This is a genomic window from Mycetohabitans sp. B46, assembly GCF_037389205.1.
In the GTDB taxonomy this organism is placed as follows: domain Bacteria; phylum Pseudomonadota; class Gammaproteobacteria; order Burkholderiales; family Burkholderiaceae; genus Mycetohabitans.
In genome coordinates this window covers 186,658-213,222 of sequence record NZ_JADBGL010000006.1, presented here as the reverse complement: position 1 = coordinate 213,222, position 26,565 = coordinate 186,658, and the positions used below count along the sequence as shown (strand labels likewise).

Annotated in this window: 19 protein-coding genes, 2 tRNA genes, 3 rRNA genes and 2 pseudogenes; 14 read left to right on the top strand and 12 right to left on the bottom strand. The window is 59.1% G+C overall.

Annotation, left to right across the window (positions count from 1 at the left end):
• The first annotated feature begins 23 nt into the window (after positions 1-23).
• Positions 24-326: a DUF2795 domain-containing protein gene (locus IHE30_RS08930; RefSeq protein ID WP_337689959.1), complete on the top strand. Its 303-nt coding sequence runs from the start codon at positions 24-26 to the stop codon at positions 324-326.
• Positions 327-763: 437 nt separating this feature from the next.
• Here IHE30_RS08930 and IHE30_RS08925 read toward each other — a convergent pair whose 3' ends face one another.
• Positions 764-1,528, bottom strand: a complete 765-nt coding sequence (locus IHE30_RS08925) for a DUF4397 domain-containing protein (protein ID WP_337689958.1) — start codon at positions 1,526-1,528, stop codon at positions 764-766.
• A 305-nt stretch (positions 1,529-1,833) separates the two neighbouring features.
• On the opposite strand from IHE30_RS08925, the gene ku reads away from it, so the two are divergent.
• The 6 genes and pseudogenes from ku to IHE30_RS08895 all read left to right on the top strand — a co-directional run.
• Positions 1,834-2,784, top strand: a complete 951-nt coding sequence (ku, locus tag IHE30_RS08920) for a non-homologous end joining protein Ku (RefSeq protein ID WP_337689957.1) — start codon at positions 1,834-1,836, stop codon at positions 2,782-2,784.
• 167 nt (positions 2,785-2,951) lie between these two features.
• Positions 2,952-3,671, top strand: coding sequence for a DUF1120 domain-containing protein (locus IHE30_RS08915; RefSeq protein ID WP_337689956.1), 720 nt, complete (start codon positions 2,952-2,954; stop codon positions 3,669-3,671).
• A gap of 37 nt (positions 3,672-3,708) precedes the next feature.
• Positions 3,709-4,428: a fimbria/pilus chaperone family protein gene (locus IHE30_RS08910; protein ID WP_337689955.1), complete on the top strand. Its 720-nt coding sequence runs from the start codon at positions 3,709-3,711 to the stop codon at positions 4,426-4,428.
• A 60-nt stretch (positions 4,429-4,488) separates the two neighbouring features.
• The gene (locus tag IHE30_RS08905) at positions 4,489-6,900 is read left to right on the top strand and encodes a fimbria/pilus outer membrane usher protein (RefSeq protein ID WP_337689954.1); all 2,412 of its coding nucleotides are present in this window, start codon (positions 4,489-4,491) and stop codon (positions 6,898-6,900) included.
• 446 nt (positions 6,901-7,346) lie between these two features.
• Positions 7,347-7,868: pseudogene (locus IHE30_RS08900) on the top strand (redoxin domain-containing protein); the annotation flags it as partial.
• A gap of 243 nt (positions 7,869-8,111) precedes the next feature.
• Positions 8,112-8,339, top strand: a pseudogene (locus tag IHE30_RS08895) (LysE family translocator); the annotation flags it as partial.
• Positions 8,340-8,574: 235 nt separating this feature from the next.
• Here IHE30_RS08895 and argC read toward each other — a convergent pair.
• From argC to IHE30_RS08880, 3 genes are all read right to left on the bottom strand, one after another.
• On the bottom strand, positions 8,575-9,525 hold the full coding sequence (gene argC / locus IHE30_RS08890) for an N-acetyl-gamma-glutamyl-phosphate reductase (RefSeq protein WP_337689953.1): 951 nt from the start codon (positions 9,523-9,525) through the stop codon (positions 8,575-8,577).
• 90 nt (positions 9,526-9,615) lie between these two features.
• A complete protein-coding gene (locus tag IHE30_RS08885) occupies positions 9,616-10,188 on the bottom strand; it encodes a YbhB/YbcL family Raf kinase inhibitor-like protein (RefSeq protein WP_337689952.1) in 573 nt (190 codons plus the stop codon).
• 319 nt (positions 10,189-10,507) lie between these two features.
• Positions 10,508-11,194 (bottom strand): orotate phosphoribosyltransferase, encoded by a 687-nt coding sequence (locus IHE30_RS08880; RefSeq protein ID WP_337689951.1) that lies wholly within the window; start codon positions 11,192-11,194, stop codon positions 10,508-10,510.
• Positions 11,195-11,414: 220 nt separating this feature from the next.
• On the opposite strand from IHE30_RS08880, the gene IHE30_RS08875 reads away from it, so the two are divergent.
• Positions 11,415-13,685: an NADP-dependent malic enzyme gene (locus IHE30_RS08875; protein WP_337689950.1), complete on the top strand. Its 2,271-nt coding sequence runs from the start codon at positions 11,415-11,417 to the stop codon at positions 13,683-13,685.
• Positions 13,686-13,923: 238 nt separating this feature from the next.
• Here the strand turns inward: IHE30_RS08875 and IHE30_RS08870 are convergent, their stop codons facing one another.
• The 8 genes from IHE30_RS08870 to paaA all read right to left on the bottom strand — a co-directional run bounded on the left by IHE30_RS08870 (position 13,924) and on the right by paaA (position 20,300).
• Positions 13,924-14,559, bottom strand: a complete 636-nt coding sequence (locus tag IHE30_RS08870) for a GNAT family N-acetyltransferase (RefSeq protein WP_337690037.1) — start codon at positions 14,557-14,559, stop codon at positions 13,924-13,926.
• 271 nt (positions 14,560-14,830) lie between these two features.
• Entirely contained in the window at positions 14,831-15,445 is a 615-nt protein-coding gene (locus IHE30_RS08865; RefSeq protein WP_337689949.1) for a TetR/AcrR family transcriptional regulator, read from the bottom strand.
• Between the two features lie 54 nt (positions 15,446-15,499).
• A complete protein-coding gene (locus IHE30_RS08860; protein WP_337689948.1) occupies positions 15,500-16,288 on the bottom strand; it encodes a DUF1835 domain-containing protein in 789 nt (262 codons plus the stop codon).
• A gap of 174 nt (positions 16,289-16,462) precedes the next feature.
• Positions 16,463-17,551: a 1,2-phenylacetyl-CoA epoxidase subunit PaaE gene (gene paaE, locus IHE30_RS08855; RefSeq protein ID WP_337689947.1), complete on the bottom strand. Its 1,089-nt coding sequence runs from the start codon at positions 17,549-17,551 to the stop codon at positions 16,463-16,465.
• 1 nt (position 17,552) lies between these two features.
• Positions 17,553-18,131 carry a 1,2-phenylacetyl-CoA epoxidase subunit PaaD gene (paaD, locus tag IHE30_RS08850; protein WP_443193631.1) on the bottom strand — a complete coding sequence of 193 codons (579 nt, stop codon included), beginning with the start codon at positions 18,129-18,131 and terminating at the stop codon, positions 17,553-17,555.
• 33 nt (positions 18,132-18,164) lie between these two features.
• Positions 18,165-18,965, bottom strand: coding sequence for a 1,2-phenylacetyl-CoA epoxidase subunit PaaC (gene paaC / locus IHE30_RS08845; protein WP_337689945.1), 801 nt, complete (start codon positions 18,963-18,965; stop codon positions 18,165-18,167).
• 20 nt (positions 18,966-18,985) lie between these two features.
• Positions 18,986-19,270, bottom strand: coding sequence for a 1,2-phenylacetyl-CoA epoxidase subunit PaaB (gene paaB, locus IHE30_RS08840; RefSeq protein WP_337689944.1), 285 nt, complete (start codon positions 19,268-19,270; stop codon positions 18,986-18,988).
• Positions 19,271-19,301: 31 nt separating this feature from the next.
• Entirely contained in the window at positions 19,302-20,300 is a 999-nt protein-coding gene (paaA, locus tag IHE30_RS08835; protein WP_337689943.1) for a 1,2-phenylacetyl-CoA epoxidase subunit PaaA, read from the bottom strand.
• Positions 20,301-20,406: 106 nt separating this feature from the next.
• Here paaA and IHE30_RS08830 point away from each other — a divergent pair, with 106 nt between their 5' ends.
• From IHE30_RS08830 to rrf, 6 genes are all read left to right on the top strand, one after another.
• Entirely contained in the window at positions 20,407-20,577 is a 171-nt protein-coding gene (locus IHE30_RS08830; RefSeq protein WP_337689942.1) for a hypothetical protein, read from the top strand.
• An 815-nt stretch (positions 20,578-21,392) separates the two neighbouring features.
• Positions 21,393-22,923: ribosomal RNA gene (locus IHE30_RS08825) — 16S ribosomal RNA — on the top strand.
• A 69-nt stretch (positions 22,924-22,992) separates the two neighbouring features.
• Positions 22,993-23,069: transfer RNA gene (locus tag IHE30_RS08820), tRNA-Ile, on the top strand.
• Between the two features lie 53 nt (positions 23,070-23,122).
• Positions 23,123-23,198 (top strand) — tRNA-Ala (locus tag IHE30_RS08815).
• 261 nt (positions 23,199-23,459) lie between these two features.
• Positions 23,460-26,343: ribosomal RNA gene (locus IHE30_RS08810) — 23S ribosomal RNA — on the top strand.
• 100 nt (positions 26,344-26,443) lie between these two features.
• Positions 26,444-26,557 (top strand): 5S ribosomal RNA (rrf, locus tag IHE30_RS08805).
• The 16S, 23S and 5S rRNA genes sit together here with 2 tRNA genes alongside, the layout of an rRNA operon.
• Positions 26,558-26,565 lie beyond the last annotated feature (8 nt).

Here is a 26,565-nt window from a genome sequence, read left to right as displayed (position 1 = left end):
ATCGGCTTTTAAAGGAGATCGTTATGACTTCCCGTCATCCTCACACCGGTCATGAATTGAGCCATGCGCGGGCACATGAAGGTGACCGCGTCCAGCAAGACCATGATAAGGGTGGTCACCAGAGCGGGCATGGCAAGGCGCCAAGTCCGGTGGATATCCAGAAGGCGCTCAAGGGCATGGACTACCCGGCCAGCAAGGACGACGTGATTCAATGCGCGCAACGCTCGCATGCCGACGACAGCGTGCTGGAGATGCTCAAGCGTATCCCAGAGCGGGAATACAGCACCCCGGCTTCGGTATCCAAGGAAGTCGGAAAACTGATGTGATCCGAGCGTGTCGCGCGAGGCCATAGCGTCACCAGCGTTAGCATCGGAACTGCGCCGACGTTACCCCCGCGCCAGCACCGGAACTGTACCGACGCCATTGCGGACGGCGGCCCGCCACAGCGCGCGAACCGGATTGATCGAGACAAAGTTCGATGCGATGCCGGCGGCCACACAGCGCAATGATCGTAAAACAGCGGTGCACCGGTTAGATGCTTGACCAGCCCTCTTGCGCGATCACTCAGGCCTCGGCATGGGCATAGATGGCGCTGCCCGCAAAGATGGAAGATGGCGAGCATCCCGCAGCCGATGCTGTCCATTGAGAACAGCAGAAAAGCGGCCTCGCCAGCGACTGGCCGCAGCGCGTTGGCAGCTTGCCCGTCGATGCTAGTGTGAATGACCGTTGTCGGGCAAGCGTATCGCCACGCGCGACACCTCCTTTATTGAGGCGTCAGTTCCCGGGCGGACGTATCGGCTTCGTTGCCCTGAGCGACCAGGACATGGATGTTGCCCGGCACGACGTCGCCGATGCCGCCCGACGGGATCGTCAAGATCAGCCAATCGGCGTTGTTAGCCAAGCTGACCGGCGCGCTCGTCAGAATCGGCGTCTTTTTACCGGCATGGGTGACGATGACCTGGTACGTGCCGCCAGATAGGTACACCGAATCTTGACCGGATTCGGGTACCGCGTGCTGATAGGCGATGGCGGATACCGTGGGCGTCACGCTGGAGATGTCGGTACCGGGCGCCACAACGTAGATGTCCACGTTCGGCGCGTTAAACGACGCATTGAACCCCCGTACGCGTGCCTTGTCCGAGAGCAAGCCCTTGTCATACGGATCGTCGATCACGGAGGCTGCGGATGGCGAACCCTGGATTGCAATCGTCGTGTAATGGTGTCCTTTGGCTGCGTGGAATGCCTGTGAGGCCAGCGTCAAAGACGTGCCGGTTGCATTGTAAGTGGCGGTCTGGGTGCCTGCGCCGACATCGCGATAACGCGTGACGCCCTTGTACTGCACGTCGGTCGCGTTCGCTTGCCCGTTTAAGTAGTAATCCAGATTCGGGCCAATCGGAACGGCATTGATGAACCTGGCCTGTGGAGAACTCAGCCCAAGCTCGGTGCCGAGGTCCTTTCCTCCCCCACCACACGCGCCCAACATCAGCGTGGCCAGGGTCAAGGTCGCAACGATACGGATTGATTTCATGACATCCCTCTTAGTTATCAGTAGAGCAAAGCGAACAAATGCTGAATTCCGTTATGGCAACGGTGTTGCGCTTAACGTCGCATCTGTATAGGGCTTTGGTCTGATATTTCAACAATGGCCTCATCGTATTGCGCAACGGACATACCGAAGGCGTTTCGGATAAGCAAGCGCTGTTCCCGGACAATGTAGGGCCACGTGTCCGGCCCGGCTGGTACGGAGCTTGCATAGCCGGAACGCTACAGCAAGCGGCGATAGAGCCGACAATACGGCGCGCGTGCGCCGCAGGACCACACGAAGGAGGCTTCATGGCGTCACGAATGATCTGGAAAGGCGCGATCAGTTTTGGCCTCGTGCATGTCCCGGTGCAACTGTATCCGGCCACCCGGACGGTGAAGCCATCGTTCCGGATGCTGGACAAACATTCGATGGATCCGATCGGTTATCGGCAGGTCAACAAGCGCACAGGAAAGGAGGTGCCGCGCGAGGATATCGTGCGCGGCTACGAGTACGACAAAGAGCGCTATGTGGTATTGACTGACGAGGAGATCCGCGCAGCCAATCCAAATTCAACGCAGACGGTTGATATCTTGACCTTTGTCGATTCCAAGGCCGTGTCGTTTCTGTACGTTGATACGCCGTACTATCTCGTGCCAGATCGAAAGGGCGAAAAGGTCTACGCGTTGCTCCGCGACGCGTTGAAAGCGACCAGCAAAATCGGTATCGCGTTGGTCGTCATGCATGGCCGCCAATACCTTGGCGCACTGATTCCGGTGGGTCCGTTGCTCGCGCTGGACACATTGCGCTGGAAGGATGAACTACGAGCGCTGGCCGAACTCCCGCTGCCGGAGGTCGACGCGAAGAAGGCCGGCGTCACGGCTCGTGAATTGGAGATGGCCAAGAAGCTCATTGATGACATGAGCGGGGAATGGAAGCCCGAGGACTACCGCGATACGTTCCAGGACGACATTCTAGCGTTGGTCGACAAGAAACTCCGAATGGACAAGACGCGAAAAATCCCAAGTATCGGGACCTCGGCAAAAAGGCGGACCGCCAATGTGGTTGATTTGTCCGAGCTGTTGCGGCGTAGCCTCGGGCAGCGCAAAGAGGGACCGAGCATCGACGAGAATACGGCCGGTACCGATAAGCGGAAAAAAGCGACAGCCCGCAAGGTGCCCGCCACGAAAGCGGGCAAGGGCGGAGCAAAAACTGCGGCAGCATCCAAAAAAACTTCTCCGGGCAAGCGCCGCGCCGCGTGATAGGCGTAAAAGTGTTTTGTCTTGTTGTGGACGAAGATCATAACGCAGTGCTTCGTCTCACAACGGATCATCTCGTATTTTGTGACACAATTGATGGGCGTTGGTCACTATAATTCCGGTCCGCCAACGCCACCCGCGTAAGCAACGCATTTAATCGCACAGTATTTATGAGATCACCGATCGCGCACGCTATATTTTTGGTTTTGTTGTTTAGCAGTTCTTCCGAAATATTCGCCAATCCAGAAAAACAGGGGCATCAAGAAAAACAGATTATTATAACTGGAAAGATCAACCCCGGCGCATGTGAAATAGCTGAACTGGCCCCTTCGCGAGTCAACCTCGGGACCTTGGATTCACTTCATCTGGAGAGAAACATGGTAACGCAGTTAGAGTCGCACGATGTCAAAATTGGTATCCAATGCACTGCGCCTACGTCGATAGTGATCCGATCGAGCGATGATATCGGTGTGACCAATCCGTTCATGACAAGCGGTATGCTGCTCGACAAGGCAACGGCAACGCTAAGTGAAAGGCTTGGTTCTTTAAGAGGTGTGCTCGCTTCCAATGGCAAACCGATTGGCGTATACGCCATTGAGTTGCATGATATGAGATACGCAGACGAACGGGGAGGAGGGGATGCGGAACCTTTGGGGAGAAAAAAGGGGATGGAAGGGTGGGAAGCGTTCGATAACGGTACGGGCGACTCTCCACTCCTTAACGGCCCATACGATGAGTTGACATGGTCCTCGGATGGGATTAGCCCTGTCAATGGTATGCGTTTTGATGCGACACTGAAAATCATGCCTTACATTATACCGACCGGTCAGTTGAATCTCACCGATACTATCGATTTTGAAGGAAAATCTACCATTACGCTAACGTATTAACTGGCATCAAGCAGTGTTGTCTAGACGGAATTTCAAATTGAACGTATTGAAGTATTGGCGCGCAGCAGTATGCGCAATCCAGGCGCTTGTCTGTGCCTATCTCGGAATGGGGCCGCATGATGCCGCCGCAGTCGGTGTCGTGCCGGAAACCTCCGCTGTCCTGATCGACGAAAACAGCGGCGAGGCGGCAATCAAAGTGCGCAACGCCGATGCTCATCCGATTATCTTGCACACCGCCATCATCGATACAAAAGAGGACCCTGACAGGCTAATCGTGGCCACGCCTTTGGCGGCCAGGCTTGAGCCAGGTGAGTCCCAGTTGGTTCGCTTCATGTTGATCAACAAGGAGCCACTAAAATGCGAACGGATGAAACGGGTCATATTCGAGGGGCTGCCACCCGAACTATCCAGCCATAATGCGGTCGATTTGATCGTGCGGCAAGACCTTCCGGTCATTGTCAAGCCGGCAGCCTTGCCCGTGGACAAGGAACCGTGGAAACGATTGAGGGCACAGGTCCGGGACGGCGTGCTAACTTTATCGAACCCGTCTGACTATGTCATACGACTGGAGCAGCGTGCCCAGATTCTGCCGCAAAAGACCACGGTTACGTTATCCCGTCGCTATATCCTGCCCGGCGAACAGGTCCGGGTCGGGGAAGCGAGGCAAGCCAGCGCCAAGACGATCCGTTTATTCCCGATGACGCGCTACGGCTATACAGCCAGCGCATATGATCTGCAAGTGGCGGCTTCGCACTGAGCCTGGGCGGGACCCATCGTGCAGCGCCGCAACACCGCCATAGGGTACGCTTGGCCAGGTGTGCGATGCGTCCCCGCTGTATTGCTGTGTGTCGGCATCACGAGCGCGAGCACCGCTGCGTGGGCCACCGGTACTGAAATCAAATTTGACCTCGATCGGCTGCGCGCTCGCGGTCTGCCGGTGGAGCTTGCGAGCTACTATGAACGTGGCGCCCGCTTCGATCCCGGTTACAACCGCGTATCGCTTTGGGTAAACGGCGCGTCACGAGGGGAAATCCAGGCGTATTTTAAGCCGGATGGCAGCCTGTGCGTGACCCGTGAGTTGCTCGAGCGCGCCCGCTTGAACGTTCCTGAGAAATTGGCGAGCACGGCCGACGCGAGTTCTAGCTATGGGGCGTCCCATTCATCACCGTGCGTCGATTATCAAGCTGCGTTTCCGCAGACTTTGATAAAACTGATTCCGCCTGCATCCCGCATCGAGTTGGTGGTGCCGCCGCAGGCGGTTCGTCGCAGAACGCGCGTGCCGAAACAGTTCGATGGCGGCGGTGTCGCAGGCCTGCTCAATTACGATGCTTATCTGTCTCAGTGGCGTCACCCGGCGGGGACAAGCCGCCACTTCAACGTGCGCTCGGAAGGCGGCTTCAATGCCTATGGCTGGATCGTGAGATCGCATCAGTCGCTACACGAATCGCGGCGCCGCCGATACGTGTTCCACGACAGAGCGTATGCGCAACGAACGTTACCGGATATGCAAAAGACGCTGCAAATTGGCCAGATCCTAGTGTCAAACGGGGTAATCGGTGGCATCCCGCTCAATGGCGCACAGCTCACACCAGACACCGCATTGCTTCGCACGCGACTGCGTGCACCGCGTGTGGAAGGCATGGCTTCTTCGCAGGCAAGCGTCGTGATCCGGCAAGCCGGTCGTCAGATTTATTCGACGGTCGTGCCACCCGGTCCATTTGCGATAGACGACGTGGAATTGTACAGCGATATGTCCGACTTGACCGTGACGGTCATTGAGGAGGACGGATCTCGGCGCGAGTTCGTCGTGCCCGTTACGTCGCTCGGCACGGGCGCCGCGGTCGATGCACCAGGATTTTCGTTGGCGCTGGGCAATTTCAACGGCCGTACGGCAACGTTTCCCGGGGCCGTGCTGACAGGCGCTGGCTGGCTGGGTCCGGCCACCAGCGCGGCAGTCGCTGCGATCGTGGCACAGCATTACCAGGCTGCGGGAGCAGCGCTGACTATCTTGCCACGGCGTGGCCCAATGCTTGCGACACGACTGCTCGCCTCACGGCATGCACCGGCATCCACTTCCGGCATTCGCGCCAGCATACGCGTGAGCAGCCACCTGGGCCGCGACTTTTCCGCCAGTGTATCCGCGGGCGCTCGGAGTATGGGCTTTCGCCATCTCTTTGATTCGAGAGCGAACAGCAGGCGATGCAGTGCGATGGACTATTCGGTCCAGTTGAACTATGCGGCACCCTATGGATCGGTCGGCCTTGGATACGGACAGTCATTTGCTGCTGGCAGTATGACAGGGCGCTACGTGAACGGCGCGATCTCAATACAGGTGGCCGGCGTGTCGGTCGGGCTTGTAGCCCGATGCGATTCGTCCCGTTTTGGCAAGGCACGCACTTCGACATACCTGAGCGTCAGTGCTCCACTGGGTCGCACTGGCGCACGCGCACACGCGTCGCTGACAGATTCGGTGCTCCGGAGCGGCATGCGGATGAACCATTCACTGGGCAGCAGAACGCACTATAGCGGGTCATTTCAACGCGACCATGCGCGCGGCGACACGTCGGTCGACGTGGACGTGAGCCATAGCAACCGTTTTGCACGCATGTCGGCCGGTGTGTTGCGTTCGTCACGGGCATTATCCTACTCAGCGGCATTGAGCGGCGCATTGGCGGTGTACCGTGACGGATTCGGATTTTCGCCTTACCGGATCGGCGATACGTTCGGCGTTGTATCGACATCTGGCGTGCCCGGCGTGACGATTCTCACGCGTGCGGGTGTGGTCGAGACGGATCGCACTGGCCACGCGATATTGCCATCGCTGCCCGCATACGTGGCCTCGCCCGTCGAGATTGCAACGCGTAGCCTGCCGCGTAACGCCGACGTGGAAAATGGCTACAGGGCTGTGCAGCCCGCACGAGGTTCAGTGCAAAAGGTTCAATTCAACGTGACGACGGTACGCCGTGTGCTGCTAGAGGTATCCACAGAGGGCGGCTCGACGATCCTGCGCGGCACCCCCGTGCTGGATCGCGCGGACAATATGGTCGCTACCGTATTAGACGATCAGCAGGTGTTCCTGCCGCTTGTGACGCCAGATGAGCTCTTGACCGTCCGACTCGCGGATGGCGGATATTGCCAACTCACCTATACGTTACCCGATAAGCCGGATCCTAGGCGTACATTCGAGCGTGTGCCATCACGCTGTATCCGAGTTCAGCCGGATCGGTAGCAATCTGTCTTCAGTTTTTTATTTATCTATATATATCTGTAATAGTAGTTAACAATGACCGCGTCATACTGTGGATAACTACAAAAACACTTTAATAGATCAATATGATACCGTTTTGATAACGCTATGCGGGATCAGGAAATAGCGCGGGTCAAAGTGGGATAACGCGTTTGCGACCCTGCGTTGCCAATGAGTTATCCAGATTTCACGCAACGGCTGTGCATCCGGCTATCCAGACGTTATCCAACGCCATGAGTGGATAACTGTCTAGCACGGGTGCCGGCAAGCTGCGCTGAAGGTTGAGTGCACAGCGGCCCGAACGGCTAAGCAGACAAGGTTGACAATGCGCGCTGATGAACGTTGTTGGGCGAGCACGCTACTCTCCCTATCATTGCAGTTCGTATGCACTAGTTGACGCAGATTTTCGCAGCGGTTGCGCGGTTGGCTGCACGACCGAGCTGGGCTACGTCGCGCGGCTGAAACCCGAATCCGATAAGCGCAGCATGAAGGTGATTGGCCTGTCGATCGATCCGGTCAGTGACCACAAGCGTTGGGTGGGGACATCGCCGAGACACAAGACTATCCGATCAACTATCCATTGATCGGCGATAAAAACCTGAGTATTGCGAAGTTGTACGACATGATTCACCCCAATGCAAGCGCTGGACCGCGCAATGCGAACGACAATGCGACCGTGCGCGCGGTGTTCATCACCGGTCCAGACAAAAAAATCAAGGCCATGTTCACTTATCCAATGAGCGCGGGACGTAACTTTGACGAAATACTGCGCTTGCTCGATGCGTTGCAACTGAACGCGAAGCATTCCGTGACGCCGCCGGTAAACTGGAAGCCGGACGACGATGTGATCATCCCGACGTCGGTACCCGACGAAGAAGCGAAGAAAAAGTATTCGGAAGGCTTTATAGATGCTCAAGCCGTACCTGCACATTGTCGCGCAGCCGAAGTAACCCAGGCGGGCAGCCTCTCATCCGGACCGTTGCAGATGTGCACAGGGGGGTTTGCGTTTCGGGAGGATCAGGGTTTATACTTAGATCCGTCTCCTCCATGTCTCCTCCATGTCTCCTCCATGTCTCCTCCGATATGGATTTAGCCCGCCGCATTGGCGGGCTTTTTTTGTCCTCGTATTACTTGACCCTGATAAAAGAACGCTGTGACGCTCCATACGTGGTGGCTCTTCGTTGCAACCGTGTTCGTTGTATCGGCAGTTCATTAACGCCGCTGCGCCGACGTGGCCGCAGTTCAGCATGCTGGTGCCGACGTTCGCGCTCATCGAGGTTGGTTGGTACGGGGTCTATGCCGGATGCGGCTCGCGGAACGGAGAACGCCTTCGCAGCCGTAGCATGGCGAAGGCGTTCAATCGGCTCACCGGCGGCGCATTCGTCGGCTTTGGCACGCTGATGGCGCTGGTGCGGCATTAAGCGCCGGTTTAGTACGTGAAGTATGGGCCACTGCCCTTAGCGATAGGTAGGCTGGCGCCGCTTAGAAAGGAATGAATTGGCGCGGCGTAGGGAAGTTGTATCGTTGCAACACTACGCAAGCAACCCGGTTACGGGCAGAAGTATGTTGCAATGCACCAAACCACTTGCTATAGTGGAGCCGTCTCCTCCATGTCTCCTCTGATATGGATTCAGCCCGCCAGACGGCGGGCTTTTTTTATCTTGCCGTTAATCCGATCCCCTCGTCTGCGCCGATGGCGAGGTTCATGCACTGCACGGCTGCGCCGGATGCGCCCTTGCCGAGATTGTCGAGCCGCGCGATCGTCATGATGCGCTCTTCGTTACCGAAGACGAACAGGTCGACGCGATTGGTGCCGTTATTGGCTTGCACATCGAAAAAGCCATCATCCAGGTTCTCCGGCGCATCCAGTGGCATGACCCGAATAAACACTTCGCCGGCATAATGGTCGGTCAGCACGGCATGAATGTCGGCCGGCGTCACCCGCCGTGCCAATTGCGTTGGGGGGAGATAGGTCGTGACGGCGAGCCCCTTGTAGAACGCGCCGACGATCGGCGTGAACGCCGGCATCACCGTCAGCCCAGAATGGACCGTCATTTCCGGTAGGTGTTTGTGTGCCAGCCCAAGTGCGTAGGGGCGTGGACTCGACAACGCGGGAGCCGGGTTGTCCTCGTAGGCCGCGATCAATTTCTTGCCGCCACCACTGTATCCGGTAATCGAATAAGCTGTCGAGACGAAGTCAGCCGGCACGATACCGGCGGCGACCAGCGGATGCATGGCCAGCACAAACGCCGACGCATGGCATCCGGGCACCGCAATGCGCTTGCTCGCGCGGATTTTGTCTCGCTGCGCGCAGTTCAGCTCGGGCAACCCGTACGCCCAGTCCGGTTGCGTGCGGAATGCCGTGCTGGCGTCGATGATTACCACGCGGTCGCTATCGATCAGCGACACGGACTCGCGCGATGCAGTATCCGGCAGGCACAGGAACGTGACGTCGGAGGCATTGATCAGCCGGCGCCGCTCGTCAGGATCCTTTCGCTTTGCCTCGTCGATACGCAATACCTCGATGTCGCGCCGTGCCGCGAGGTATTCATTGATCTTCAGCCCCGTCGTGCCGTCCTGCCCGTCGACAAAAACTTTGGTTGTCATTGCGCGCCCGCCTTGTGCTCCGATACCGTTAAACAAGTATTTTAAGGCCCCGGGCGGGACAGATTCGTGGCGGCTGCGAAAAAAATGCTGTTATCGGGTACAGGTCACGATGATCCGCGCGGCGGCAAGGGCAGCCACCGAGATTTCGTGCTCGAACATCGCGGCAGGACGCCCGCTGGCCAGCCGCAGGTCCTGGGTGCGCAGCGCCCACACGGTGACGATATAGCGGTGCGCTCTGCCGGCCGGCGGACACGGGCCGCCATAGCCATCATCGCCGAAGTCGTTGCGGGCCTCGATGGCGCCGATTGACTTTAAAAAGCCCGATCCGCTGGCATTGGCCGGCAATCGGTGGACGTTAGCTGGAATGCCGGCGACGGCCCAGTGCCACCAGCCGCGACCCGGTGCATCAGGATCGAAGAGTGTCACTGCAAAGCCCCGGGTGCCGGGCGGCGCGTTACGCCACGACAGGTCTGGGGAATGGTTGGATCCGCGGCAGCCGCCCTTGTTGTGGATTTGCTCGTGCGGCACGGCCTGATTGGGGCGCAACGCCGCGCTGTACAACTCGAACGGGCGGCTCACGCCGCTCACCAACGTCGGCATGGTGCTGACCGGCGCATGGTCTGCCTGGGCGAGAGGCTGGGCGACCAGCAGCCACCCGGCCATGGGCAAGGTCTGCCACACGCGAATAGGCGAACGACGGGATGCTCGATGCTGCTGGCGACGCGCACGCATGGGCCAGAGACCTCCTGTCCTTGACACAACGTTGTTGTAACGAACAGTCAGGCACAGCGCGTTCGGTGCCGGTCGGCCAGAGCGGGACCGGCGCAGCGCCGGCAAACACGCAGGCAGTCTATCATCCGGGCCCGTTTGCAAGGTAGCCGCGGCGTCGGCGACCACGGCCGAAGGCCTTCCAGATGCGACAAAGCCGCCCTCCCGGGCGGCTCGGCTTTGTCGCATCGGGCATCGGCCCCGATGGGTTGCGCTATTGCGGCGCGGACGTCGCGCCGCCATGCGCGGCCGACCATTGAGCGGGTGCATTCAAGAACTTCTCGACTTCATCCAGCGTTTTCGTGTCGAAGTACCCTTTATCCTTGGCCACGCGCAGCACGTCCCACCAGGTCGCCAGCGCGTGCAGATCAACGCCGACATCCTTGAGCACTGATACGCTTTCTTTGAAGATATTGTAGTGGAACAGCACGAAGCAGTGCTCGACGCTCGCGCCGGCGGTGCGCAATGCATTGATGAAATTGACCTTGCTGCGGCTATCGGTTGTCAGGTCCTCGACCAGCAGCACCCGCGAACCTTCTTGCAAAAATCCCTCGATCTGCGCATTACGGCCGAAACCCTTTGGCTTTTTGCGAACGTATTGCATCGGCAGGCTCATGCGGTCGGCAATCCATGCGGCGAACGGGATGCCGGCAGTTTCGCCGCCCGCCACCGAGTCGACTTGCTCGAATCCGACGCCGGCATAAATGGTCGATTCGGCCATGTCCATCAGCGCGTTGCGCACGCGAGGATAGGAAATGAGCTTCCGGCAATCGATATAGACCGGGCTTGCCCATCCAGACGTGAAGATATACGGCTTTTCGGCGTTGAAGTGGACGGCCTGGACCTCGAGCAGAATCTTAGCGGTGGTGTCGGAGATCGTTTGGCGATCGATGCCTATCATCGGGAAAATCCTTGGAATTGGGGGTGGGTCGGGCGGGACTGCGCGACACGCGTAGCCCGCTATTGTACCTCAGTCGAGCGCCATGCTGGCCGACCGCGCCCGGGGTCATGGTGCGCGCCGTGGGGTTATCCTCCGTACTCGCATTGTCGGACGGCAGTTCATGGGGTGTACACTTATCGCCCCCTCCCTATCCAATTTCCATCTACATACACGTCGCACCATGGACGAACAACTGAAGCAAAGCGCTCTGGCCTATCACCAGAATCCAAAGCCCGGCAAGATCTCGGTCACCCCGACCAAGCCGCTGTCGAACCAGCTCGATCTGTCGCTCGCCTACTCTCCAGGCGTCGCGGCCGCATGCGAGGCGATCCATGCCGAGCCGCTCGACGCGCAAAAGTACACGTCGCGTGGCAATTTGGTCGGCGTTGTCACGAACGGCACGGCGGTATTGGGGCTTGGCAACATCGGGCCGTTGGCTGCTAAGCCAGTGATGGAGGGCAAGGGCTGCTTGTTCAAGAAATTTGCCGGTATCGACGTGTTCGACATCGAGCTTGCGGAATCGGATCCGGACAAGCTGGTCGAGGCGATCGCGATGCTCGAGCCGACCCTGGGCGGCATCAATCTGGAAGATATCAAGGCGCCGGAGTGCTTCTACATCGAGCAAAAACTGCGCGAGCGGATGAAGATCCCAGTGTTTCACGACGATCAGCATGGCACGGCGATCATTGCGTCGGCGGCGATCCTGAACGGCCTGAAGGTCGTCGGCAAGCACCTCGCCGAGGTAAAGCTGGTCGCCTCGGGCGCGGGCGCGGCGGCGATTGCATGCCTGGACCTGCTGGTCAAGCTCGGCCTGAACAAGGACAATATTCTCGTGGCCGACTCCAAGGGCGTGATCTATGAGGGACGCGGCCATCTCGATCCGTCCAAGCAACGCTATGCGGCGCACACCGATGCACGCACGCTAGCTGACGCGATCCAAGGCGCCGATGTGTTCCTCGGCTGCTCGAGCGCCGGCGTGCTGAAACCGGAAATGGTCCGGGAGATGGCCGCCAAGCCATTGATTCTGGCGCTGGCTAATCCGGAGCCGGAGATCCGGCCGGAGGAGGCTAAGAAGGTCCGGCCCGATTGCATTATCGCCACAGGCCGCTCCGACTATCCGAATCAGGTTAATAACGTCCTGTGTTTCCCGTTCATCTTCCGCGGCGCGCTCGACGTGGGGGCCACTACGATCACCGAAGAGATGAAACTCGCCTGCGTACGCGCGATTGCGGAGTTGGCCGAGGAGAGCGACCAGGGCGACGAGGTGGCCAAGGCGTACGAGGGCCACACGCTCGAATTCGGTCCTGAGTACCTGATCCCGAAGCCTTTCGATCCGCGATTGATCATCAAAATTGCACCGGCTGTCGCGCAGGCGGCGATGGATTCATGCGTCGCGACGCGGCCGATCGCCGATATGCAAGCCTATCGGGAGCAGCTTGCTACGACGGTGTACCGCACCGGCATGGTGATGCGGCCCGTATTCGCCGCAGCCAAGTCGTCCAACGCACGGATCGTGTTCGCCGAGGGCGAGGACGAGCGCGTGCTGCGCGCCGCGCAATTCGTGCTGACCGAGCGCATCGCCAGGCCGATCATCGTCGGACGTCCGGCCGTGGTCGAGATGCGTTTGAAGAAGATGGGCTCGAAGCTGCGCGCTGGCCAAGACTTCGAAATCGTCGATCCGGAAGACGATCCGCGCTATCACCGGTGCTGGCAGGACTATCACGAGCTTGGAGCGCGCATGGGCGTGACGCCCGAAGTGGCCAAGGCCGCGATGCGCAAGTCGAACACATTGATCGGCGCTATGCTGGTGCGGCTCGGCGATGCCGACGGCATGGTATGCGGCCTGATCGAATCGTTCCATAGTCATCTGAAGTACATTGATCAGGTGCTGGGCCGCGCCAGCGACGCGCAGCACTATGCGGCAATGAACCTGCTGATGTTGCCCGGCCGCAATCTGTTCATTTGCGATACCTACGTGAACGAAGTGCCGAGCGCGGAGCAGCTTGCCGACATGGCGATCTTGGCGGCGCGCGAGGTCGAGAAATTCGGCATCGTGCCGAAGATCGCATTGCTGTCGAACTCGAACTTTGGCAGCGTGCCGACGGCTTCCTCGCAGCGCATGGCCCAAGCCCGTGCGCTGATTGCCGAGCGTGCCGCGCATCTGGAAGTCGATGGCGAAATGCACGGCGATGCGGCGCTGTCCGAGGTGATCCGCAAGCAGGCGATGCCCGGCACCACGCTCAGCGGTGAGGCGAATCTACTGATCATGCCGAACGTCGAAGCAGCCAACATCACGTACAACCTGCTGAAGATGATCGGCGGGGAGGGCGTGACGGTCGGGCCGTTCCTGCTCGGCGCGGCGAAGGCCGTGCACATCTTGACGCCGGCATCCACCGTGCGCCGCATCATCAATATGACTGCGGTAGCATCGGCCAACGCACGCGTTGGTTAAGTGCGCCCGTCTGCGCGGCGCAGCCGCGTTGCCGGGCACCACTCAAAGGCTATGCTTCACCCACCCACTGGGCGAGACCCGAAATCAAGCCTCGCCGGGTGGTGCGGGTGCGGTCCGGGAACGTTTGCGAGAGCCCGATGGGTTGGGGTAGGCAGGCCGCGAAGGCTCCAGCCTCGCACGCTCGGTACGGCGCGCGACGGGCGCGCCAAAGGGGTATCAACAGGGTATCAACGGCGTATCAAGCGGCTAGCCCGGCAGGTATCGCGCGGAAGACATCGAATAGCTGAGACGCACGTCGCACCTGGCGCTTCATCGCGTAGTCGAACATCGCAGCTTGCTCCTGCAGCAGTTCGGCCATGATGCTGGAGGGGTCCGCTGGCGGCAGCGTTAGGTATGCGTCGGCTTCCCCGTACGCGTATTCGATTTTCATGCCGGCCTTCTTCGCGATGTGCATCATCGTCGAATTGCGTGACAGGCAATGCATATACAGCGTCGTCACGCGGGTATTCCGGCCACGCATCGCGGCGCGCTCGAACAGTTGCGTGCCGATGCCACGGCCGCGGGCGCGCTTAAGCACCGATACGCCGAACTCCGCGGTACGCTTGTCGCCGTCGCCAGGCAGATAGGCCAGATGACCAACACCGACCAACTCGAGGTTGTCGTCAAAGACGCCGAATACTGTATCGCGGGAAAAGTCGATGCCGTCGACGTAGTGTTTGACCACATGATCGGGAACCTTTTGCCCAAATCGTAGCAGCCGGTCGTCGTCGTTCAGCGACAGGAAGTGGGCGTGCAACTGGACGCGATCGCATGACGACAATTCACGCACAAGCGCCGCTTTCAGTGGCGCGCTGCGCGGATCATGCACCGTCATCGGACCAGGGGCCGGATTCAACGCTTTCATCGGGTTCTCCTGCGGGCAGCGGGCTTACCGCCTGCCCTTCTCGCATCAGCTTCTGATGCAGTGCAATATGCATTCTACAGGAAATCCCTCGTTTTCTTCGGGAAAACCCTAGGTTGAGCTTGAATTAATATTCTAAATCCGCCATCCAGAAGCATAAAAACGACGTATGATAGACCTTGACGAGCACTGTTGCGCTCTCACAACACCAGGTGAATTGTCATGGTCCGGGCAGGGATTATTGCTACGCAACGGGCGGCGGCGTGAGCAATCCGCGCTCGAGCACGGCGACGACCTCGTCCGCGAAGTCCGCGTAGGTCATCTTGCCGCCCGGCTTGAGCCACGTGAAGGTCCAGTTGATCATGCCGAATACCATCATGGTGAGCGCCATCTGGTTGGCTTTGGTCACCCGCCGCGGATAGGCGCGAGCCAGTTGGCGCGCAAACGCGGCAACAATGTCGCGTTGCCGGTCTAGGATAATTTCGCGCTGCGTTTGCACCAGATACTTGACGTCGTTGAGCAGCGCGATATGCCGCGTGTGCGACGTCTCATATTCGGCGAGGAAGGCGCGGATTAACGCCGCGAAAGTTTGCTGCTCGTTCAGTTCCCGTCGCTGGCTGGCGCCCTCGACCTCGGCGATGATCAGCATGAGTTGCTTGGTGTACCGGTCCAGCAAATCGAACAGGATGGCTTCCTTGCTCTCGTAATAATGGTATAGGCGTGCCTTCGACGTACCGCTGGCCGCGGCCAGGTCCGCCATCGATGTGCTCGGGTAGCTGGTCTGCGCGAATTTCTCAGCGGCCAGATTCAAGATCTGCTCGCGCTGGCTTTCATGATCGGGAGCTCGGGTGCGGGCCATGGGGGTAATTCGGTTGAGGTTCTGTCCGGTCAGCGTGACAGGCACGTCGTTGGCCTACGGCCGTCGCACTTGCACATCACGCCACTGTCGAGGCGCCTCGCCGCTGAGCACGAGGCGGCCGGCCGTGGCCAGTTCCCTGCAGCGCCACAACGCGATCGTATCGGTCACGCAGGCGCCGAAGTCGCCCTGCATGACCCGGGCGGCGACGTTGGTCACCCTTTGCCATCGATCATCGGTATGCTGCAACCATGCGTCGTCGATTGGCGCATAGGTGCCGGTCACGAAGCGGTTCTCGCGCCAGCATCGCACGTCGCCATTGAGCCGCCGCACGTCCTGCCACTCCAGCGCAAGCCGCCCGATCCGCAACACCGAGATCGGCGCGGCCATCTGGATGCGCGTGGCCAGCGCGTCGGCGCCGAACATGCCGATTGCGCTTGCGCCGTCGGCACGCGGGGCGGTCTCGCGCGGCAACTCGCGTGCGCCGAGGGCCACTTCGTTGAGCCGTTGCGGCTGGGTGCGCAGATACCATGCAACGCGACGCAGCATCAATTGATCTGACGCGCTTTGTGCATGCCAGACGACGATATTCAGTGCCGATCCGACCAGCCGTTCCAACGCGGCGTTCTGCTCGTTCAATTCGGACGCGACATCTTGGTCTGATGCATCGAGGACCTGCTGCCAGAACGCCGCGCGTTCATGCACGTCACTGTCGATAGCGCGGATTGGGCCAAACGCGAGATCGTCACGCAACGCGAGGACCTCCTCGTTGCGTTGCGCACTGGCCAGCGCTGCACGAAGCGAGGCGGCCGCCACATCCCCGTTGGTAATATGAATCGTTGTCATGAAGGTCGCCCGCTTACGGGCAATCGGCAAGCGGGTCCGCGCTGTGCGGTTCCCGGCATGTCGCCAGTCCGCTACGCGAGCCGGGCTATACGTGAACAGGTGCTAGTGTAAGCGATTGCTGCGGATCGTGACCGGCGGCGCCGCGAATGATGGCGGCCCCGCGCAGTGCACGGTTCAGCGTTCGTCGTAGCTGACGACCACGCGTTCGCTGACCGGGTGGCATTGACAGGTGAGGACAAAGCCGGCATCCACTTCTTGGGGCTCGAGCGTGTAGTTCTTCTCCATCCGGACTTTTCCGTCGATCACTTTGGCGCGGCACGTGCAGCACACGCCGCCCTTGCAAGCGTACGGCAATGCGAGCCCCGCGCGCAGTCCAACGTCGAGCAGGCTCACGCCCTCATATGGCAGGCGCAGCTTGCGGCGCTTGCCGTCGAGCACGATTTCCAGATCCGCCGCAGGCGTGTTTTCCGTTATCTCGACCGGTGGTACGCCGGCTTGTGGCAGCGGTGTGCCGAAGCGTTCCACATGGATGTGCTGTTGTGGCACGCCGGCGGCTTTCAAGGCGTCCTCGGCGGCATCCATCATCGGTGCGGGTCCGCAAATGAAGGCTTCGTCGATTGAGTCGGCCGGCACTAGCGACTGCAGAAAAGCGTCGCACTTGGCCCGGTCCAGCACGCCATTGAACAGTTCGACATCTTGCACATCGACCGACAGCACGTGATACAGGATCAGCCGGTTCATGTACCGGTTCTTCAGGTCTTCCAATTCCTCGGCGAACATGATTGCATCGACGCTGCGATTGCCGTAGATCAGCGTAAAAGTGCTGCGCGGCTCGACATCCAATGTTGTCTTGATAATGGCCAGCACCGGTGTGATGCCCGAGCCTGCCGCAAACGCGACATACTGTTTGTCATGGTCGGCATTCAAATGCGTGAAAAAGCGGCCATCGGGCGTCATGACATCGATCATGTGTCCCGGTTGCAGGGTGTCGAACGCAAAATTCGAGAAGCGGCCGCCGCGCACCCGCTTGATGCCGATGCGTAATTCACCGTCCCGTTCGTAGTCGGTGACGCCGACGCAGATCGAGTATGAGCGGCGCGTTTCCTCGCCGTCGATATGGGCCTTGAGCGTGACGAACTGCCCCTGCGTGAACCGGTACGCGTCGCGCAATTCGACAGGGACCTCGAAAGCGACCGAGACTGCGTCTGGCGTTTCGGCGCGCACTTCGCGGATGCGCAGCGAATGAAATTGCGGAGAGGCCATATTAATACGGTTTGAAGTAATCGAAAGGTTCGCGGCAGGTAATACAGCGATACAGTGCCTTGCACGCGGTTGACCCAAACTGCGACAGCCGCTCGGTGTTCGGCGAACCGCAATGGGGGCAAGTAGGCTGCGCGTGCTCGCGCTCGTTGCGCAACACTATCCTGACCGGCTGCGCTACTTGCGTTCCCTGCATCGTGCTAGTCTGTGACGGCGGTGCGATTCCGTAGTGGCGCAGCTTCTCGCGCGCGCCCTCGGTGATCCAGTCGGTGGTCCACGCAGGCGCGAGCACAGTGACGACACGGTGCGGCGCAAGCTCCGCGCCATCCAGCGCCGCGCCGATGTCCTCGGCGATCTGCGCCATGGCCGGGCAACCCGAGTAGGTTGGCGTGATCACCGCTTCAATGACGCCGTCCGGTGCCTGCCGCACGTCGCGAAGAATGCCGAGTTCGCGAATCGACACAACCGGGATTTCCGGGTCCGGTACCGCGTCCAGCGCCGCCCACGCGCGGGCAACAAGTGAAGTGTCGGTCGAGCTGTCTGGCATGCGTTTCTCTGTCGAATTCGGAAGCCGGGCGTCCATGCCGGAATGGGGCCGGGAGCGGCCTGCACCGCCCTACCAGTGGGCGCCGGGATGCTGGCGGGCCAGGCTTTGCATTTCCGCCAGCAGATAGCCCATGTGCTCGGAGTGCTCGCCCAGCTTACCGGTCGTCACATATCGACCCGTGCGCGGCCACGCGAGCGTGGCTTCATCGAGCGCCGCCCGGACATGCTCCGACCAGTCCGGCTGCAGCGTCGCATTCAGTGGGCCGATACCTTGTGCCGCGATGGACTGCTCGAGTTCGTCGCCGGAGAAGAACTCGCTCGTGTACGGCATGAGGAAGTCGACCGCGGCCTGTGTGCGGCGATGCGATTCGTGCGTGCCGTCGCCGAGCCGTACCAGCCAGTCGCGCGCGTGGTGCACGTGGTACCGCGTTTCCTTCAGTGACTTGGCGGCGATCGCGGCCAACTCGGTATCACTAGAGTGCAGCAGCGCATTCCAGACGTGCAGCATCAGCATCGAATACAAGAAATTGCGCACGATCGTTATCGCATAGTCCCGGTCGGCGCGCACAGTACTGCAATACGGGCCGGCGTGCGGCAGCTCTAGCATCGTGTAATTGCGGAACTCGCGTTCCTCACGGAAGAACGCGTAGTCGTCCTCGTCGCGTGCCTGGCCAGTGAGCACGGCCTCCAGCGAGCCGGCGTGCGTATAGAGCAGCCGGGCCTGGCCGATTAGGTCCAGGCTGATATTGGCCAGCGCGATATCCTCTTCGAGGACCGGGCCATGCCCGGTCCATTCGGCATTGCGCTGACCGAGAATCAGAGTATTGTCCGCAAGGCGTAGCACATACGCTAAATGGTGTTGCGTCGGCATGAGCGTGGTCCGTCCTGTCTTTACATGTGGTTGACTTCGTCCGGCAACTGATAGAAGGTGGGATGACGGTAGATCTTGTCGCCGGCCGGATCGAACAGTTCAGACTTTTCGTGGGGCGCCGACGCGGTAATGGCCGCGGCCGGTACGACCCAGATGCTCACGCCTTCCTGTCGGCGCGTGTAGACGTCACGCGCCATGCGCAGCGCCATGTGTGCGTCCGCCGCATGCAGGCTGCCACAATGTTTGTGGTCCAGCCCCTGCTTGCTGCGTACAAACACTTCCCAAATCGGCCATTCCTTGCTCATGGGGTCCTCCTCAATTCGCGCCGGCGCACCACTACGCCGCTTGCTGTTCGTTGCGTCGAGCCTGCTTGGCCTCGTACGCTAGCGCCGCCTCGCGTACCCAGGCGCCGTCCGCATGCGCCTTCACGCGCGTGGCTAGCCGCTCGCGGTTGCAAGGGCCGTCGCCGTTGACCACACGCCAGAATTCTTCCCAGTCCACTGCGCCGTAGTCGTAGTGGCCGCGCGCCTCATTCCACTTCAAGTCCGGATCGGGTAACGTGACGCCGAGGACCTTGGCCTGCTCGACGGTCGCGTCGACAAATTTTTGCCGAAGGTCGTCGTTCGATATGCGCTTGATTCCCCATCGGGCGGACTGGTTACTGTGTACCGAGTCCTTGTCGCTCGGACCGAACATCATGAGCACTGGCCACCACCAGCGGTCCACGGCCTGCTGCACCATCTCGCGCTGCGCCGCGGTACCCTGCATCATGACTAGCAACGCATCGAAGCCTTGCCGTTGGTGAAAAGACTCTTCCTTGCAGATGCGGATCATCGCGCGCGCATAAGGGCCATACGTGCAGCGGCACAGCGGGATCTGGTTCATGATCGCAGCGCCATCGACTAGCCATCCGACCACGCCGACGTCGGCCCAGCTCGGCGTGGGGTAGTTAAAAATGCTCGAATACTTCGCACGGCCGCTGTGCAGCGCATCGAGCATCTGATCGCGCGAGACGCCCAGCGTTTCTGCAGCGCTGTACAGGTACAGTCCATGCCCACACTCGTCCTGCACCTTGGCCAGCAGGATTGCCTTGCGTTTCAAGCTCGGCGCGCGACTGATCCAGTTGCCCTCGGGCAACATACCGACGATTTCGGAGTGCGCATGCTGCGAGATTTGCCGCACTAGCGTCTTGCGATAGGCGTCAGGCATCCAGTCTTGCGGTTCGATCTTGTCGTCCGCGGCGATGCGCGCGTCGAAGCGCTGCTGCTCTATGCTGGCAACGGGGCTGTCGGCCAGCGCGGTGTTGCCCGGCAGGTCGAGCGATTGCGTATACATGGGAAGCCTCCAGCAGGATTCTTTGTGCAGTATAAACCTACCGACCGGTCGGTTAATAATTTTTGTCGTCTCGTGCTTCAAGCGCGACACACTGGAACAACCGGGTATGCACGCCGTCATCGTGCTGGTCGGGATCAACGATATCAATTTCGGTGCCATACCGCGTTGGGCTGGCCTTGATTGTGATTCCCCGTATAAGGTGATTGGTGCGCCGCAATTGATCGATGGCTATCAGCGAGTGGCTGCTGATGCACACCGGCGCGGCGTCCGAATCTAAACCGGGACCCTTACGCTGGCAAACCTTCCTGCGTCGTGCGAAGCCGTGCGCAGCGCGGTGAACGACTGGATCAGAGCGCAGCACCAATTCGATGGCGCCATCGATTTCGACGCGGCGCTGCATAATGCCGCCCAATCCGACACGGATGACGGCCCGCTACGATAGCGGCGACCGCGTACATCGAAGCGATGCCGGCTATCGGGCGATGGCCGACAGCGGTGCTGCTGGCGGGGTGTGTGCTGTCGCATTGGAGGGGGAGGCCCGCGGCTGACGGGGCGGGGAAGGGGTGGGGGGGGGGGCGTATCGGGCGTGCTCGACGGGCGGGTGAGGTGAGAAAAGAGTGCGCTGAAAAAAATGTCCGCGGGCCCTTGTGGTGGAGGCGCGATTGGCTTATGATTCGCCCCCTTGCTGCAGTGCGCAGCGGGGCCGCTGAAGGAGCAAGCGCAGCGGGCGGGGTGGTCAACGGGGTGTGAGGCGGTCAGCATTGCACCAGGGTGGTAAAAAAGTTGTTGACGCTTCGCAAGATTGTGTTCATAATCTCGTTTCTCTGCTGCTGATGCAGCGACGCGATGCGGGGCTGAGGTCGGATGGGCCGAGGCGCAGGTAGCGCGATGCTCTTTAACAAGTAACAGCCGATAAGTGTGGGTACTTGATGGCGAGGCGGGCGGTAGTCGGGGGTAACAGTCCGGCTGCGGCCAAGCGAAGGAATACATCAAGTCTCATACGAAATGAAGGTAGGTTTTGAGAGATCGAAACTTGTCAACGTTTTGAGTTGAGCGACAGGGTCTGCGAGGGCCCAAACAAGTAACAGGTTTGAACTGAAGAGTTTGATCCTGGCTCAGATTGAACGCTGGCGGCATGCCTTACACATGCAAGTCGGACGGCAGCGCGGGCTTCGGCCTGGCGGCGAGTGGCGAACGGGTGAGTAAGACATCGGAACGTGTCCTAGAGTGGGGGATAGCCCGGCGAAAGCCGGATTAATACCGCATACGCTCTGAGGAGGAAAGCGGGGGACCTTCGGGCCTCGCGCTCAAGGGGCGGCCGATGGCAGATTAGCTAGTTGGTAGGGTAAAGGCCTACCAAGGCGACGATCTGTAGCTGGTCTGAGAGGACGGCCAGCCACACTGGGACTGAGACACGGCCCAGACTCCTACGGGAGGCAGCAGTGGGGAATTTTGGACAATGGGGGCAACCCTGATCCAGCAATGCCGCGTGTGTGAAGAAGGCCTTCGGGTTGTAAAGCACTTTTGTCCGGAAAGAAAACAGCCTGGCGAATAACTGGGCTGGATGACGGTACCGGAAGAATAAGCACCGGCTAACTACGTGCCAGCAGCCGCGGTAATACGTAGGGTGCGAGCGTTAATCGGAATGACTGGGCGTAAAGCGTGCGCAGGCGGTTTGCTAAGACCGATGTGAAATCCCCGGGCTTAACCTGGGAACTGCATTGGTGACTGGCAGGCTAGAGTATGGCAGAGGGAGGTAGAATTCCACGTGTAGCAGTGAAATGCGTAGAGATGTGGAGGAATACCGATGGCGAAGGCAGCCTCCTGGGCCAATACTGACGCTCATGCACGAAAGCGTGGGGAGCAAACAGGATTAGATACCCTGGTAGTCCACGCCCTAAACGATGTCAACTAGTTGTTGGGGATTCATTTCCTTAGTAACGTAGCTAACGCGTGAAGTTGACCGCCTGGGGAGTACGGTCGCAAGATTAAAACTCAAAGGAATTGACGGGGACCCGCACAAGCGGTGGATGATGTGGATTAATTCGATGCAACGCGAAAAACCTTACCTACCCTTGACATGGTCGGAACCCTGCTGAGAGGTGGGGGTGCTCGAAAGAGAACCGGCGCACAGGTGCTGCATGGCTGTCGTCAGCTCGTGTCGTGAGATGTTGGGTTAAGTCCCGCAACGAGCGCAACCCTTGTCCTTAGTTGCTACGCAAGAGCACTCTAGGGAGACTGCCGGTGACAAACCGGAGGAAGGTGGGGATGACGTCAAGTCCTCATGGCCCTTATGGGTAGGGCTTCACACGTCATACAATGGTCGGAACAGAGGGTTGCCAACCCGCGAGGGGGAGCTAATCCCAGAAAACCGATCGTAGTCCGGATTGCAGTCTGCAACTCGACTGCATGAAGCTGGAATCGCTAGTAATCGCGGATCAGCATGTCGCGGTGAATACGTTCCCGGGTCTTGTACACACCGCCCGTCACACCATGGGAGTGGGTTTTACCAGAAGTGGCTAGTCTAACCGCAAGGAGGACGGTCACCACGGTAGGATTCATGACTGGGGTGAAGTCGTAACAAGGTAGCCGTATCGGAAGGTGCGGCTGGATCACCTCCTTTCTGGAGCTCAAGTGCCTCCAAATCAAGTACTCACGCTTATCGGCTGTGAAAGTCACAGGGACAGACAACGGGTCTGTAGCTCAGTCGGTTAGAGCACCGTCTTGATAAGGCGGGGGTCGTTGGTTCGAATCCAACCAGACCCACCACGCAAGTGGAGTGTGCGCTGAGCGCGGCGCGCCGTGCGGCCCAAACCCAATAAGGGGGCATAGCTCAGCTGGGAGAGCACCTGCTTTGCAAGCAGGGGGTCGTCGGTTCGATCCCGTCTGCCTCCACCACCGCTCAATCGCGAGCGCTCGAGGCTCGAGCGCTGGCGATTGACCTGTGGGTCAAGCAGTGCAGTATGGCTGTGACGTTCTTTAACAATCTGGAAAAAGAAGCAGTAATGTCTATTGGACGCGTCTTGAGATGGGCGTGGAAGATAGACGGGTAGTGATTGATAGTATTATTTTGAGTGATCTGAGAAGACGCTTGGAAGATACGGCACAACGCGAAAACTCAGCCTATGATAGGTGCGTTGCAAGACGGACTTGTTATAGGGTCAAGCGAACAAGTGCATGCGGTGGATGCCTTGGCGATCACAGGCGAAGAAGGACGCGGTAGCCTGCGAAAAGCTGCGGGGAGCTGGCAAACGAGCTTTGATCCGCAGATGTCCGAATGGGGCAACCCGGCCCGTATGGGTCATCGGTGACTGAATCCATAGGTCACGCGAAGCGAACGCGGCGAACTGAAACATCTAAGTAGCCGCAGGAAGAGAAATCAACCGAGATTCCCAAAGTAGTGGCGAGCGAAATGGGATGAGCCTGTACCATTTAGCATCCTGGTTAGCCGAAGGCTCTGGAAAGGGCGGCCGTAGCAGGTGATAGCCCTGTAGGCGAAAACCAAGGTGTGGAACTAGGGGTACGAGAAGTAGGGCGGGACACGTGAAATCCTGTCTGAAGATGGGGGGACCATCCTCCAAGGCTAAATACTCGTGATCGACCGATAGTGAACCAGTACCGTGAGGGAAAGGCGAAAAGAACCCCGGGAGGGGAGTGAAATAGATCCTGAAACCGCATGCATACAAACAGTCGGAGCCTCGTAAGGGGTGACGGCGTACCTTTTGTATAATGGGTCAGCGACTTACGTTCAGTAGCGAGCTTAACCGGATAGGGCAGGCGTAGCGAAAGCGAGTCCGAATAGGGCGCACAGTTGCTGGGCGTAGACCCGAAACCAAGTGATCTATCCATGGCCAGGTTGAAGGTGCGGTAACACGTACTGGAGGACCGAACCCACTAACGTTGAAAAGTTAGGGGATGAGCTGTGGATAGGGGTGAAAGGCTAAACAAACTTGGAAATAGCTGGTTCTCTCCGAAAACTATTTAGGTAGTGCCTCGTGTCTCACCTTCGGGGGTAGAGCACTGTCATGGTTGAGGGGTCCATTGCGGATTACCTCGCCATAGCAAACTCCGAATACCGAAGCGTGCAATCACGGGAGACAGACGCCGGGTGCTAACGTCCGACGTCAAGAGGGAAACAACCCAGACCGCCAGCTAAGGTCCCTAAAATTGGCTAAGTGGGAAACGAAGTGGGAAGGCTAAAACAGTCAGGAGGTTGGCTTAGAAGCAGCCACCCTTTAAAGAAAGCGTAATAGCTCACTGATCGAGTCGTCCTGCGCGGAAGATGTAACGGGGCTAAGCCAGTTACCGAAGCTGCGGATGCGCACGCTAAGTGCGCATGGTAGGAGAGCGTTCCGTAAGCCTGCGAAGGTGCATTGAGAAGTGTGCTGGAGGTATCGGAAGTGCGAATGCTGACATGAGTAGCGATAAAGGGGGTGAAAGGCCCCCTCGCCGTAAGCCCAAGGTTTCCTACGCAACGTTCATCGGCGTAGGGTGAGTCGGCCCCTAAGGCGAGGCAGAAATGCGTAGCTGATGGGAAGCAGGTTAATATTCCTGCACCGTCGTTAGATGCGATGGGGGGACGGATCGCGGAAGGTTGTCCGGGTGTCGGAAATCCCGGTCCCTGCATTGGAGAAGGCGCTTTGGCAAATCCGGGCGCGTAATTCAAGGGTGTGGGGCGAGCGGCCTTGAGCCGCGAAGCAATCGGAAGGGGTCCCAAGAAAAGCCTCTAAGCTTCAGTCTAACGAGACCGTACCGCAAACCGACACAGGTGGGCGAGATGAGTATTCTAAGGCGCTTGAGAGAACTCGGGAGAAGGAACTCGGCAAATTGGTACCGTAACTTCGGGATAAGGTACGCCCTGCTAGCTTGACTGGCCTGCGCCAGGAGGGTGAAGGGGTTGCAATGAACTGGTGGCTGCGACTGTTTAATAAAAACACAGCACTCTGCAAACACGAAAGTGGACGTATAGGGTGTGACGCCTGCCCGGTGCCGGAAGATTAAATGATGGGGTGCAAGCCCTTGACTGAAGTCCCGGTAAACGGCGGCCGTAACTATAACGGTCCTAAGGTAGCGAAATTCCTTGTCGGGTAAGTTCCGACCTGCACGAATGGCGTAACGATGGCCACACTGTCTCCTCCCGAGACTCAGCGAAGTTGAAGTGTTTGTGATGATGCAATCTACCCGCGGCTAGACGGAAAGACCCCATGAACCTTTACTGTAGCTTTGCATTGGACTTTGAACCGATCTGTGTAGGATAGGTGGGAGGCTTGGAAGCGTGAACGCTAGTTTGCGTGGAGCCGTCCTTGAAATACCACCCTGGTTTGTTTGAGGCTCTAACCTAGTGCCCTGAATCGGGCACGGGGACCGTGCATGGTAGGCAGTTTGACTGGGGCGGTCTCCTCCCAAAGCGTAACGGAGGAGTACGAAGGTACGCTAGGTACGGTCGGAAATCGTGCTGATAGTGCAATGGCATAAGCGTGCTTAACTGCGAGACCGACAAGTCGAGCAGGTGCGAAAGCAGGTCATAGTGATCCGGTGGTTCTGTATGGAAGGGCCATCGCTCAACGGATAAAAGGTACTCTGGGGATAACAGGCTGATACCGCCCAAGAGTTCATATCGACGGCGGTGTTTGGCACCTCGATGTCGGCTCATCTCATCCTGGGGCTGTAGCCGGTCCCAAGGGTATGGCTGTTCGCCATTTAAAGAGGTACGTGAGCTGGGTTTAAAACGTCGTGAGACAGTTTGGTCCCTATCTGCCGTGGGCGTTGGAAGTTTGAGGGGGCCTGCTCCTAGTACGAGAGGACCGGAGTGGACGAACCTCTGGTGTACCGGTTGTCACGCCAGTGGCATCGCCGGGTAGCTATGTTCGGAAGAGATAACCGCTGAAAGCATCTAAGCGGGAAACTCGCCTCAAGATGAGACTTCCCCGGGGACGCGATCCCCTTGAAGGGTCGTTCAAGACCAGGACGTTGATAGGTCGGGTGTGTACGCGCAGTAATGCGCTTAGCTAACCGATACTAATGGCCCGTAAGGCTTGATCCTATAACTGGTCCGTTTTACCGTTGTGCCACCACGCAACCTACCGACTGCTTCCCATTCCAGATTGGCTGGCGCGCGCCCTGCGCGACAGCCCCCCCCTTTGCCTGATGACCATAGCGAGTCGGCCCCACCCCTGCCCATCCCGAACAGGACCGTGAAACGACTCCACGCCGATGATAGTGCGGATTGCCCGTGTGAAAGTAGGTAATCGTCAGGCTCCCCCTT